Raw genomic sequence first — 9,273 nt, 5'->3', positions numbered from 1 at the left:
ATCTCATCATCGCCTTCGTGCTTGCCGGCGCGATTGCCGGCCTTGCCGGCTGGCTGCTGGCGATCCGCACGTCGGGCGCCACCGCCAATCTCGGCGTCGGCCTGCTGTTCAACGCCTTCGCCGCGGTCGTCATCGGCGGCGTCAGCCTCAAAGGCGGCGTCGGCACCCTGCCCGGCGTCTATGCCGGCGTGCTGCTGCTCTCGGCCATCAACACGGCGATCAATTTGATGGGCCTGCCGGCCAATTTTACCCAGGTGATCCACGGCCTGCTGGTGCTGGCGGCCGTGCTGCTCGACGCCTTCAAGCAAACCATTCGCCAAAGACTCGCATGACAGGACGGCTCGCATGACCAATCGGTTACAAGGCAAGGTAGCGCTGATCATCGGCAGCGCCCGCGGCATCGGCAAGGGCATCGCGCTACGCTTTGCCGAGGAAGGCGCAAGGCTGGTGCTCGCCGACACCGAGGCCGATGCCGGGCAAGCCACCGCTGACGAGTTGGGCGTCCCCTTCATCCGCACCGACATCTCGCAAATGAGCGACGCCGAGGCCGCCGTGGCGCTGGCGCTGAAGCAGCATGGCCGCCTCGACATCATCGTGCAGAATGCCGGCATCTATCCCTGGCAACTGATCGAGAATACCAGCGCCGACGACTGGGACCGCGTCATGGCGGTCAATCTGCGCGGCACCTTCAATGCCAGCCGCGCGGCCCTGGTGCCGATGAAGGCGCAAGGCTTTGGCCGCATGCTCTACACCTCCTCCATCACCGGCCCGCATGTCACCAGCCCCGGCCACGGCCACTATTCGGCCAGCAAGGCCGGCATCAACGGCTTCATCCGTGCCGCCGCGCTCGAATTCTCCGGCTACGGCATCACCGTCAACGGTGTCGAGCCCGGCAACATCCTGACCGAAGCCATCGAGCTGCATCGCGGCGCGGCTTACATCAAGAACATGGAGGACTCCATTCCGCTCGGCCGCCTCGGCAGCCCGCGCGACGTCGCCAACGCCTTCCTGTTCCTCGCCTCCGACGATGCCAGCTACATCACCGGCACGACCATCGTCGTCGATGGCGGGCAGTTGCTGCCGGAGGGCAATGATTTTCGACTGTTGCCGCCGTGATTGCAGCATCTACCGAACGACTCGGTTCCGTGTCTTGGCAACAGTTTGAATGGACTAATGGAATGGTGGGCGATGACGGGCTCGAACCGCCGACATCTTCGGTGTAAACGAAGCGCTCTACCAACTGAGCTAATCGCCCGCTCCGGGCCGGACCTTTAAGCGGTCAGGGTCCGCTTCGCAAGGCCAAATGAGCGCAGGATGCCCTGGTTGGATGCCGGTTTTGCCAACAAAACGCCGGCTGTCAAAAAACCTTCTCCTGTTTGCTGTTATGCTGTCCTGTCACGCTTGACACCCGGTGGCGAACCCCTTATCCAGCGCCCCAACGACGAACACGGCTGACACGTGTTCGCCATGCGCGGGTGTAGCTCAGTTGGTTAGAGTGCCGGCCTGTCACGCCGGAGGTCGCGGGTTCGAGCCCCGTCACTCGCGCCATTTATTTCAAGGGGTTAGCTACCGCCCCTTGAAAAGTTTCAACTCTCATTTTCCGGAGAGTTTCAACTTTTTGTATTCATTCCGTTCCTGACCAAGCAGTTTCCTGCCTTCGCGGCGGCTGGCATCGGCGGAACGGACGGCTGCCAGGTTGACCGGCATATAGGTCTTCTGCAGCGCCTTGTTCTCATCGATCGAATTACCCATCTTGGCCGAGATCGCCTCGACCGATGCGCCGCCGGCGTTGGCCTCGACCGCGCCCGAACGCCGCATGTCCATGAGCCGGCGCTTTTCCCCAGCCCCGAACACCAGTTTGCGCAGGTCGGCGAAATCGTCGACGAGCGAGTCCTTGGTGTAGGGCACGCCGGCGCGCGGCCGGCCGCCCTTCGGTCCCGGTTCAAAGCCGCGCGAGCGGAAGATCGGCGCATCGTCGAGCAGCGTGACGCCGAGCGATTCGATGTAGGCCAGCACCAGGCGCTGGGTGCGCGGCGACAGCGTGCCGAAAGCCGCCTCGCCGCTCTTGGTGCGCGCGATGAGAAAACCCCATTCCTGCGCCGTCTGCATCGCCTGCGCCGGGGTCAGCGTGCGCACGTCGACCGGCGAGAAGCTGGTGTCCCACGCGACGGCGATGATGCAGGCGAGGCCGCGGTAGCCGGCGCGCCAGGCGCCCTTGACCATGCGCACCACTTCGCCTTCCGTCCACGTCTGGTGACGCGGCGGCGGCGTCTGGCGGCGGATCGCCTGCGAGGGGTCGGCCTTGGGCGGGCACAGCTTCATTCCGGCCATGACGTTGTAGAGCGACCGCCACGTCTTCATGGCGCGATAGGCGATGTCGACGCCCCTGACGCGCAGCAGGCGGCCATACCAGTCGTCGAGCAGCTCGAGCGTGATGTCGGCCGGCGGCAGGTCGGCGAAGTACGGCTCGATGAACGTCCAGCCACGTTCCCAGTCTTCACGCGTGCGCGGCGGCTTGCGCTTCCAGGCATCCATCTTACGATAGCGGGTAAAGGCGTCGCCGATCGAATCCTTCGGCCAGACATGCAGGCGCGGCGGCTCCCTGCCCTTGCGGAATTCCTGCCAGCGGTCTTCCCATTGCCTGGCAATCGCCCATGCATCCGGCCCATCCGTGCCGCAGGAGATGCATTCGAAGCCCGCCTCGACCATCTTCGGCGTCGGAAGCCAGTAGCCGTACTTGCCCTTGCGGATGACGTAGTGCTTCAGCTTGATCTTAGCCAAGGGTCGCCAGCCTCGCTCTTGCGATTTCGGCGCTAGACTGCGCGCCGGATCCTGATCCGGCAAGGCCAGAGCGCTTGTCCTGCCATGCGTCGATCGCCACCAGGTCGTAATTGCCGGTGATCGGGCAAGCCCGTGGAAAACCCTGATGCTGCAGCGCCGGCAGCAATTCCATGAATTCCGGCAGCGTCAGGTGCAGATAGCGCGCCGCCTTGATCGCCGGCACCAGGCGCGGCTGCACTGGGAAGCGGACGGATGACGGTTGTGGAGCATGAGTCTGTGTCATAGCAGGCTCCCCTGTCTTGGCGCTGCCTTTAACACCGGCACGGCATTGAGGTTGTCACGCCATCTGAAAAAGCCGAGGGCGCCTTTGACGGGGATGAACTCGTCAAGCAGCTCGACGTTGCGCAGAACAAATCCATAGCGACCGAAGAACCACGGGCTGGCGCTTTCAGCGACGCAATCGACTATGTCGACCGTTCCGACGATGCCGCCCCGCGGCAGTTCCTCGAATGCCGGCAGCATCAAGCCCGGCTTGAAAGGGTGCGTCAGACTAATCTCATGGATTGTGGCGAGGCAGTCTTCGTACTCGTCGCGCGTCATGCCCTTGGCGGCATGCAGACAGACACGGCCCCTGATCTTCGTCGGCCAGTCGCGGTTTTCGATATCCTTGCCACAGTGCATCATCGCCCATGGCCATGGCTGGCGGACGGAAATGGCGAGGTCGGGAAGCTCGATCATAGCAGCGCTCCCTGCTTTGGATCAGCGGGCCTTGCGCCGGCACCGAAGCCCTTGGCGCGAAGCTCCGCTATCTGCTCGAGCTTCACCTGGTCGCCTTTCAGCCGGGCGGTGTGCTCGACCGGGCCATATTTATCTGTCTCGATCGCGCCGGCTGCGACGGCCAGAGCACGCTTCGATTGAGCGATGTCGAAATGCTCCCACGTTGCATCCATGCCGGCGACGCCAAGCCCGGCCGGGCGCTGGAACCACTTGCGCTGGACGCCGATGCGGTCCGCCATGGCGAACAGTTCTGCGCGCGTGTCTGCCCACATGTGGCACATGAGAAGACGACCGAATGGATGTTTGGCGTTGTCGACGTAAACGCTCATAGCGCCAGTACCTCCCGCAGTTCGGGCATGGCGTTGTGCTCGACGCCGTCGAGCAACCGGCCGGCGGCTTTCTTGCCGACGTGTTCGACGAATTCGGCGCCAGCCTCGGGATAGAGTTCGTGCGGACGCGGCAGATGCGGGTGCGCGGCTAGACAGCGCCACCCCGATCGCGGGTTCCCGTAAGCAAGCTCTGGCGTCGATGGGCGCCACTCTCCCCACTGCTTGAAGAAAAACGGCACGCCGGCCGCTGCGCACTGCTCGCGGATTGACCGCGCCCAGGCCGGGTGCATTGCGCGGCTCTTATGACCGCTCTCGCCGCCGACTATGATCCAGTGGAGGCGGACGCCGGTGTCTGGCATCTCTTCGTCTGGCCTATGGCCATCGACAAACCAACTCCCGCGCAGCGCGTCGAGGTTAGGGAAGCCATACACCTGCTTGTCGACCGGAGGGCGCATGCGCGTAAAGTCGATTGGCCCAAGCAACGGCTCGGCGGAGACGAAGCGGATTGCTGCCGGCGTCGCCAGCAGATCCGGGATGCGCTCGTCGGCTTCCTGCTGGCGCTCGGCGGAGACGCCAAGCCAGACGTTCGGCAGCGGCATACGCACCGCATGCATTGCAGCATCGAAAACCCCGTCAGGATCCGTGCCGCCCCATAGATGAGCCGCAGCTTTGCCGACGATATCATCGCGGTTTGGAAGACTTCTTATGTATGACCGCATCCGCCTCGCGCGCTTGGTCAGCACCTGGAAGGTGTGATGCGGCGCCAGCGCCATGACGGCGAACACCTTGTCGATCCAGTCGTCGGGAACGTTCTCGTGGAAGAGATCGCCCATGGAGTTGACGAAGATGCGGCGCGGGGCGCGCCAGGCCAGCGGCTCCAAGACGATGTGGTTGGGCGCCATGGCCAGCTTGCCGGTCCAGATGGTGTTGCCGTTCACCTTGCGCGTCGTGCCGTTGTAATGCGGCGCGCCGGTCTGGCCCTTGGCCTGCAGCGCCTTCGTCATCGCCTCGATACGGGCGGCCATGCCCATGGCGTAGCAACGCGTACAGCCGGGCGAGACGATGGTGCAGCCGACGACAGGATTCCACGTCGCGTCGGTCCATTCGATGGCGGATTTGTCAGCCATCTCAATCCACCGTCGCAGCGTCGTTGCGTTCGAGCCATTGGGCTCGATTGTCGCCGAGGCGGCGATCCATTTCGGCTTCGCTCTCCGGGTGCAGATGCAGGTCGTTGACCAGCCGCAGATAGACCTGCGCCCACCAGCTGCGGATTACCTCGTCGGGATGCTTGAAGCCGACAATCTGAACCGCATGCAGGAAGTGCATCTGGAAATGGTGCGGCAACTCGTCGAGTGAGCGCAGATAGTCACCGACGATCTTGTCCATCGGCCCATACCATTCCTTGTATACCGGCCTGACCGTTGCCTCGTAGCTGGGGCCGGTGAACGAGCCGCCGTTGCGTTCGGCAGGGTCGGTCAGCGCCCGGCCGTCCATCGCCGAGAGCAGGACGCATCGGCGAAACCAGCGCAGCATGAACTTGCACGGATGATACTTGCCTATGCCGTCAGGGCCGCGAATAGCGGTGAGCAGCACGGTCTGCTGCATGAAGCTGATGCCTTGCACCCAAGGCTGCGTGACGGACTGGTTCATGAGCGCATTCCCACGTAAATCAGCCCTGCGCCGATGGCGCGGTGCCGGTGATGAAGAGGCCGAACAGCAGGCGCAGCATGCGGGTGTCGCTGCGGTCGGTGCAGTCGTCGCCGCAGCGGCATTCGGGAAAGTTCGGGCAGCGCACGCGGGGCTTCATCAGCGCAGCCCCACGGCGACGCTGACGAAAGCCAGCGCGAAGGTGAAGGCCGATGCCAGCGCGAGGCGTGTGTGCACGTTGGCCAGGGTGGCGCAGGCGCGGTCGAAACCGCCCTGCCCCAGTTCGGCCAGGATCTGCGATGGTTTCTGGCCGGCCATAAGCTGGCGGGAAATCCACGCTTCCATCTCGGCGGACTGGCCGGCCACCGCGATCAGACGTTCGGCGACGGTTTGCATGGCCGTCAGTCCAGCCTGTGGACGGCGCGCGACTTGGCGAGGTCCGCCGCTTCGTGGCCGTGTTCCTCGATCTGGGCGCGGGTGAAGCTGGAATGTTCGGCCAGGCTGTCGGCGGTGACCGCCGTGCCGTTCATGCCCATTTCCAGCATCTTATCGGCCATCAGCTCGACGATGCCTTGGGTGAAGACTGCGGGGGAAGTGGACAGCGAGCCGATGGGCGGTTGCTGGAAGGTGATCATAGGACTATCCTTTCTCGTTGGGGAAAATGCTGTGGGGGGGAACTATGGAGGGCGACACCAAGACTTGCCCGGAGTGCGCGGAAACAGTTCAGCGCGACGCGCGCATCTGCCGGTTCTGCCGGCATGACTTCGCCGGCAACGCGACGCGCGGACCTCCGGATGCGCCGGCAAAGAAGGCGCTCTCGAAATGGTTCATTATTCCGGCTCTCGCCGTGCTGGTGTGGGTTGGCCTGCACAAGGGCGGGAACCAGGCGGAAGCGCCGAAGGTCGCGGGCGCCGACATTTGCAAGGGCTGGAACGGCCAACAGGTTCTGGATCAGGCCAGGGACGCCGGCATCATTCGAGATATCCGGCGTAGCAGTATCGGGGCAATCAACGGTGCGTTTGTCGAAGTGGTCACGGCGCGATGGACGCTGGTCGGTACCAAGATACACGTCGGAATCGCAATGGCGGCCTATTGCCAGGTCGCCGCGGCCGACGGCACCGGCGTGGCCATGGTCAAAGGCAGCCTCGAGGAAGACCTCGGCTCTGTCGTTGACGGCAACTGGATGAGATAGCGACACGCCATGCCTCCATCGCGGGATTGCGAGTGGAGGTGACTATGCACATTGCATAATATCAAGTCAAAGGAAATTATACACAGAGCATAATTCGGCTTAAGCTCTCAATCTGAGTTGCCCCTGGATGCCGCCCTGCTTTTCGATGCGCCGGATAGCCGTCGCCGGGAAATAGGTGAAAATTTCGCCGACCCATGCAAGATGCACATTCTCGATGGCGGGTGCGTTCCACGAGATCAGGTTGACGCCGGTGGTGCCGCGCAGGATCGTCTTGATGAAGCGGCGGCCGTCAGTCGTGCGCACGGCTGCTTCCTCACCAAAGAAGCTTTCGGTCGACCTGCGCTGTTCCCTATAGACAATGATGATCACGCCGTTGCGAAACTGCGGAAGCATCGAATCACCCCGCACTTGCAACGCGATCATGTCGGCTGGCAGGGGGAAAGGAACCTCTATCTGTTCCATGCCCTCTTCCGGGACCTGTTCGAAATCCGGCTCAACCTCAGCGCCGGCGCCGACGTAGCCCATCAGCGGCACCAGCGACGGCATCGCCTCTGGCGCTTCGCCACGGCCGGTCAGAAGCCAGTCGATCGAGACCTTGAACCGACGCGCATATTGCGCTGCGGCCTGGTTGTCGAACGCCCGATTGCCATTTTCGTGCGACGCATAGGTCTGATAGGGGATGCCTAGCGAGGTTGCCGCCTCGCGCACGCTTCGGAAGCCGGCAGCGAGTCGGGAAGCCTTCAGTCTGTCGTGGATTTCTTCAGCCATGATATGCACTCTGAGGAATTTCATTATGCGCAGGGCATTGACAGGTGAGTATGCGTTGCGCATAACTGCGCGCCATGAACATCGCCGCACCGATCACTGGAGAGTCCGTCAAGGCCCTGCGCGCCAGTCGCAAGTGGACGCAGCAGCAGCTGGCGGATGAACTCGGCGTAGACCAGGCCACCGTCTCCCGGATCGAGACAGGTTCCGAGCCGAGCCGCCCTGTGAAGCGTTTGCTCGAGCGGTTGATCGCCAACCCGGCAGCGGAGGACGCGGCATGATTTCAGCGCTCCCGCTTCGCGAGTTGTCTTCGCAGATCAACCGCCAGGTCTCGCGCGGTTTCGCGCGGCAGCACCATGCGCGCGACGATGCGCAGTTCCGGGCCGTCGTAGCCGACGACCGGTACTTCATCGCACCCTGTCAGCCTGACGAACTCTTCGTGCGCATCGACATCGACGCTTGTGCAGAACGTGTCGAAGATGATGGTCGGTTCGGTCAGCTTGCTTCTGTCGGCCATCATCGTGCACCCGAGATTGCGGTGCCAGCATGAGCCAGCGCCTCGCCTCTCCTGCTCTTGCCGATCGTGGCGCACGGCTTGCCGGTGTCGGCTTCACCGAACGCCTCGTGCCGCGCCAGGCTGGCGCCGTCGACTATGAATTCCCCGCTGCGTTGGCCTCCCAAGCCGCAGCCGCGCCGTCCGGCTCCTCCCTGGGCGGCGCCCCCTTTGCCCATTTCACTGAATCCTCCTGCGCACTGCGTGCTTCGGAGGACGGGTCCTCCTGTCCGGCTAGCGTTCGTGCCGGCCAGGACAGCGCGCCGGCAGTTGATGCCTCTTCGGCCGGCGCGCCTGATCTTTCCAGCAACGCGATCCTGCTGCCCGACCATGTGATGGTGCTGGTGCGCGCGGTCGCCGCCTACGAGCGCTGCACGAACGCGCGCGCCGTCGCCCTGGCGCTGACCGAATACGCCACGATGATCGGCGCCGGGGTGTTGGCCCGTGCGGTGGCCGATCTGGATGACGATCTCGCCGGCGCGCATGCGCGCCGGGCGGCAAACCGATTTCGAGGTGGCGGACCATGAGTGCATCTGCTTGCGGGCCTCCGTGAACTGACGCCCGCACACTGAATCAAACCCCTTCCTGCCTGCACGGAATCTTTTCGCAAGAAAAATTCCTTGACGGCTTTGCTTTGTCCGGAAGCTGCCATGTCCAAGCTCGACCCTGCCCTTTTCCTGACCACGGCCGAAGATCGCATTCGGATCAAGGCGCGCACCGAGCAGCTGATCAAGCTCGCCGGCGGACCTGGCGTCTTCCAGCACGTCGCGGGCGTGCCGACCGACATGCTGTCGAAATACGGCTCCCGCTCGGAGCCGAACTTCATCAACGCCGCCGTCATCGTGGCACTCGATCGGCAGCTCGGCGCGCCGATGATGCTGGAAGAGCTGGCCAACATGCTCGGCTACACGCTCGTGCCGCTTGAACCGGAACCGCCGGCAGCCGTCGGGGTCGATGACCTGGCCGACGTGCACAAGGAAACCAGCGAGGCGGTGACATCGCTCGCGGCAGTCGTCGCCGGGCGTTCCGACATCGCCGCGGCAAAGCGGGCGGCGGTTCGCGAGATCGACGAAGGCATCAGCTCGCTCTACCGGGCGCGCCGGAAGGTGGCAGCGTGATGGCCAGCCTTGCCCGCCGTGACCCCGAAGAGCGCGCCGACAGCTTTTACCGGTTCTCGGTGAAGTGCGACCGGTTGACGAACCTCAAGATCGAAGCCGCCGCGCGCAAGG

Annotated in this window: 16 protein-coding genes, 2 tRNA genes and 1 pseudogene; 7 read left to right on the top strand and 12 right to left on the bottom strand. The window is 63.8% G+C overall.

Going from position 1 to position 9,273, the window contains the following annotated elements:
- Together EN964_RS14805 and EN964_RS14800 are read left to right on the top strand one after the other, a co-directional pair.
- Nucleotides 1-332: pseudogene (locus EN964_RS14805) on the top strand (ABC transporter permease); the annotation flags it as partial.
- A 13-nt stretch (nucleotides 333-345) separates the two neighbouring features.
- On the top strand, nucleotides 346-1,116 hold the full coding sequence (locus EN964_RS14800) for an SDR family NAD(P)-dependent oxidoreductase (protein WP_127267956.1): 771 nt from the start codon (nucleotides 346-348) through the stop codon (nucleotides 1,114-1,116).
- 63 nt (nucleotides 1,117-1,179) lie between these two features.
- Here the strand turns inward: EN964_RS14800 and EN964_RS14795 are convergent.
- Nucleotides 1,180-1,255: transfer RNA gene (locus tag EN964_RS14795), tRNA-Val, on the bottom strand.
- 216 nt (nucleotides 1,256-1,471) lie between these two features.
- Here EN964_RS14795 and EN964_RS14790 point away from each other — a divergent pair.
- Nucleotides 1,472-1,548: transfer RNA gene (locus EN964_RS14790), tRNA-Asp, on the top strand.
- A 45-nt stretch (nucleotides 1,549-1,593) separates the two neighbouring features.
- Here EN964_RS14790 and EN964_RS14785 read toward each other — a convergent pair.
- The 9 genes from EN964_RS14785 to EN964_RS14750 are packed head-to-tail and all read right to left on the bottom strand — an operon-like array spanning nucleotide 1,594 to nucleotide 6,169.
- Nucleotides 1,594-2,781, bottom strand: coding sequence for a hypothetical protein (locus EN964_RS14785; protein ID WP_127267955.1), 1,188 nt, complete (start codon nucleotides 2,779-2,781; stop codon nucleotides 1,594-1,596).
- Entirely contained in the window at nucleotides 2,774-3,064 is a 291-nt protein-coding gene (locus EN964_RS14780; RefSeq protein WP_127267954.1) for a hypothetical protein, read from the bottom strand. Before EN964_RS14780 ends, EN964_RS14785 begins: the two co-directional genes overlap by 8 nt.
- Entirely contained in the window at nucleotides 3,061-3,519 is a 459-nt protein-coding gene (locus EN964_RS14775; RefSeq protein ID WP_127267953.1) for an ASCH domain-containing protein, read from the bottom strand. Before EN964_RS14775 ends, EN964_RS14780 begins: the two co-directional genes overlap by 4 nt.
- Complete coding sequence (locus tag EN964_RS14770) at nucleotides 3,516-3,887, bottom strand: DUF4031 domain-containing protein (protein WP_127267952.1); 372 nt, start codon at nucleotides 3,885-3,887, stop codon at nucleotides 3,516-3,518. The genes EN964_RS14775 and EN964_RS14770 overlap by 4 nt, the downstream gene beginning before the upstream one ends.
- Nucleotides 3,884-5,014: a DUF5131 family protein gene (locus tag EN964_RS14765; RefSeq protein WP_127267951.1), complete on the bottom strand. Its 1,131-nt coding sequence runs from the start codon at nucleotides 5,012-5,014 to the stop codon at nucleotides 3,884-3,886. The genes EN964_RS14770 and EN964_RS14765 overlap by 4 nt, the downstream gene beginning before the upstream one ends.
- Nucleotide 5,015: 1 nt before the next feature.
- Nucleotides 5,016-5,537 (bottom strand): hypothetical protein, encoded by a 522-nt coding sequence (locus tag EN964_RS14760; protein ID WP_127267950.1) that lies wholly within the window; start codon nucleotides 5,535-5,537, stop codon nucleotides 5,016-5,018.
- A 19-nt stretch (nucleotides 5,538-5,556) separates the two neighbouring features.
- Nucleotides 5,557-5,694, bottom strand: a complete 138-nt coding sequence (locus EN964_RS37690) for a hypothetical protein (RefSeq protein WP_164748670.1) — start codon at nucleotides 5,692-5,694, stop codon at nucleotides 5,557-5,559.
- On the bottom strand, nucleotides 5,694-5,930 hold the full coding sequence (locus tag EN964_RS14755; RefSeq protein ID WP_127267949.1) for a hypothetical protein: 237 nt from the start codon (nucleotides 5,928-5,930) through the stop codon (nucleotides 5,694-5,696). Before EN964_RS14755 ends, EN964_RS37690 begins: the two co-directional genes overlap by 1 nt.
- A 5-nt stretch (nucleotides 5,931-5,935) precedes the next feature.
- Complete coding sequence (locus tag EN964_RS14750; protein ID WP_127267948.1) at nucleotides 5,936-6,169, bottom strand: hypothetical protein; 234 nt, start codon at nucleotides 6,167-6,169, stop codon at nucleotides 5,936-5,938.
- A gap of 44 nt (nucleotides 6,170-6,213) precedes the next feature.
- Here EN964_RS14750 and EN964_RS14745 point away from each other — a divergent pair, with 44 nt between their 5' ends.
- On the top strand, nucleotides 6,214-6,726 hold the full coding sequence (locus EN964_RS14745; RefSeq protein ID WP_127267947.1) for a zinc ribbon domain-containing protein: 513 nt from the start codon (nucleotides 6,214-6,216) through the stop codon (nucleotides 6,724-6,726).
- A 99-nt stretch (nucleotides 6,727-6,825) separates the two neighbouring features.
- On the opposite strand, the gene EN964_RS14740 is transcribed toward EN964_RS14745, so the two are convergent.
- Nucleotides 6,826-7,494, bottom strand: coding sequence for an XRE family transcriptional regulator (locus EN964_RS14740; protein WP_164748671.1), 669 nt, complete (start codon nucleotides 7,492-7,494; stop codon nucleotides 6,826-6,828).
- 74 nt (nucleotides 7,495-7,568) lie between these two features.
- Between EN964_RS14740 and EN964_RS14735 the strand changes: the two genes are divergently transcribed.
- A complete protein-coding gene (locus tag EN964_RS14735; RefSeq protein WP_127267945.1) occupies nucleotides 7,569-7,772 on the top strand; it encodes a helix-turn-helix transcriptional regulator in 204 nt (67 codons plus the stop codon).
- Nucleotides 7,773-7,774: 2 nt separating this feature from the next.
- Here the strand turns inward: EN964_RS14735 and EN964_RS14730 are convergent, their stop codons facing one another.
- Nucleotides 7,775-8,008, bottom strand: a complete 234-nt coding sequence (locus tag EN964_RS14730) for a hypothetical protein (RefSeq protein WP_127267944.1) — start codon at nucleotides 8,006-8,008, stop codon at nucleotides 7,775-7,777.
- A gap of 29 nt (nucleotides 8,009-8,037) precedes the next feature.
- On the opposite strand from EN964_RS14730, the gene EN964_RS14725 reads away from it, so the two are divergent.
- Nucleotides 8,038-8,571: a hypothetical protein gene (locus tag EN964_RS14725; RefSeq protein ID WP_127267943.1), complete on the top strand. Its 534-nt coding sequence runs from the start codon at nucleotides 8,038-8,040 to the stop codon at nucleotides 8,569-8,571.
- A gap of 123 nt (nucleotides 8,572-8,694) precedes the next feature.
- The gene (locus EN964_RS14720; RefSeq protein WP_127267942.1) at nucleotides 8,695-9,162 is read left to right on the top strand and encodes a hypothetical protein; all 468 of its coding nucleotides are present in this window, start codon (nucleotides 8,695-8,697) and stop codon (nucleotides 9,160-9,162) included.
- Nucleotides 9,163-9,273: the final 111 nt, after the last annotated feature.

The organism is Mesorhizobium sp. M7A.F.Ca.CA.001.10.2.1, from assembly GCF_003998575.1.
Lineage (GTDB): Bacteria > Pseudomonadota > Alphaproteobacteria > Rhizobiales > Rhizobiaceae > Mesorhizobium.
Note: the sequence above shows the minus strand (reverse complement) of the source record. Positions and strands in the feature narration are given on the sequence as shown.

What these genes read in the sequence shown, in the direction of transcription:
- EN964_RS14780 (WP_127267954.1), bottom strand. Translation starts at nt 3,064, where the DNA reads ATGACACAGACTCATGCTCCACAACCGTCATCCGTCCGCTTCCCAGTG.
- EN964_RS14765 (WP_127267951.1), bottom strand. Translation starts at nt 5,014, where the DNA reads ATGGCTGACAAATCCGCCATCGAATGGACCGACGCGACGTGGAATCCT.
- EN964_RS14745 (WP_127267947.1), top strand. Translation starts at nt 6,214, where the DNA reads ATGGAGGGCGACACCAAGACTTGCCCGGAGTGCGCGGAAACAGTTCAG.
- EN964_RS14750 (WP_127267948.1), bottom strand. Translation starts at nt 6,169, where the DNA reads ATGATCACCTTCCAGCAACCGCCCATCGGCTCGCTGTCCACTTCCCCC.
- EN964_RS14740 (WP_164748671.1), bottom strand. Translation starts at nt 7,494, where the DNA reads ATGGCTGAAGAAATCCACGACAGACTGAAGGCTTCCCGACTCGCTGCC.
- EN964_RS14775 (WP_127267953.1), bottom strand. Translation starts at nt 3,519, where the DNA reads ATGATCGAGCTTCCCGACCTCGCCATTTCCGTCCGCCAGCCATGGCCA.
- EN964_RS14760 (WP_127267950.1), bottom strand. Translation starts at nt 5,537, where the DNA reads ATGAACCAGTCCGTCACGCAGCCTTGGGTGCAAGGCATCAGCTTCATG.
- EN964_RS14800 (WP_127267956.1), top strand. Translation starts at nt 346, where the DNA reads ATGACCAATCGGTTACAAGGCAAGGTAGCGCTGATCATCGGCAGCGCC.
- EN964_RS14735 (WP_127267945.1), top strand. Translation starts at nt 7,569, where the DNA reads ATGAACATCGCCGCACCGATCACTGGAGAGTCCGTCAAGGCCCTGCGC.
- EN964_RS14720 (WP_127267942.1), top strand. Translation starts at nt 8,695, where the DNA reads ATGTCCAAGCTCGACCCTGCCCTTTTCCTGACCACGGCCGAAGATCGC.
- EN964_RS14755 (WP_127267949.1), bottom strand. Translation starts at nt 5,930, where the DNA reads ATGCAAACCGTCGCCGAACGTCTGATCGCGGTGGCCGGCCAGTCCGCC.
- EN964_RS14770 (WP_127267952.1), bottom strand. Translation starts at nt 3,887, where the DNA reads ATGAGCGTTTACGTCGACAACGCCAAACATCCATTCGGTCGTCTTCTC.
- EN964_RS14730 (WP_127267944.1), bottom strand. Translation starts at nt 8,008, where the DNA reads ATGGCCGACAGAAGCAAGCTGACCGAACCGACCATCATCTTCGACACG.
- EN964_RS37690 (WP_164748670.1), bottom strand. Translation starts at nt 5,694, where the DNA reads ATGAAGCCCCGCGTGCGCTGCCCGAACTTTCCCGAATGCCGCTGCGGC.
- EN964_RS14725 (WP_127267943.1), top strand. Translation starts at nt 8,038, where the DNA reads ATGAGCCAGCGCCTCGCCTCTCCTGCTCTTGCCGATCGTGGCGCACGG.